Annotated in this window: 1 protein-coding gene; it reads right to left on the bottom strand. The window is 46.7% G+C overall.

Annotated features, from left to right (window positions below; translation table 11 throughout):
• Positions 1-640 (bottom strand): tRNA sulfurtransferase (locus R8O11_RS28630; RefSeq protein WP_318195046.1); only part of this gene is annotated, 640 nt, incomplete at both ends.

Here is a 640-nt window from a genome sequence, read left to right as displayed (position 1 = left end):
AACTTCTCAGCAATCATGCCAGCAGCGCGCATGAACATACGCTTCAAGATGACGCCCATTTGACCGTCATCTACTTTCTCAAGAATTTCAGCAACCACAGGTTCGAAATCAACAGAGATGAAACGCACTTTCGCTGATGAGCCGTATTTGTTCCATAGGTAGTGAGAAACCTGCTTAACGCCGATTTCATGAGCTGGGCCACCTAGGTTAAAGAAACAGTAGTGAACTTTAGAGCCACGTTTGATGTGTAGGTAGCTTGATACGCCAGAGTCGAAACCACCTGAGATCAGGCTTAGTACGTCTTCTTGAGTACCTAGAGGGAAGCCACCTAGACCTTTGTAACGTGCCAACACTTGGTTAAGTTTGTCACCCGATACTTCAACTTTTACCGTCACATCAGGGTTGTGTAATTTAACGCGTGCGCTTTCTACTGCTTGGTTTAGACCACCACCAACGTAACGTTCAAGCTCGATAGACGTGAAGTCATGCTTACCACGGCGTTTTGCACGCACCACAAACGTTTTATTTTCAATAAGCGGACGGCTAAGTTCCAGCACCTGCTCGTAGATGTCGTGCAGGTCTTTAAACTCAGACTGCTTCACTTCTAGAACGTGATGAATGCCTGGCGTGTGAGTCAGGA

The sequence above is a fragment of the Vibrio sp. 1288 genome (genome assembly GCF_033344475.1).
The sequence above is the reverse complement of the archived record's forward strand: the minus strand, read 5'-3'. Positions and strand labels throughout refer to the sequence as shown.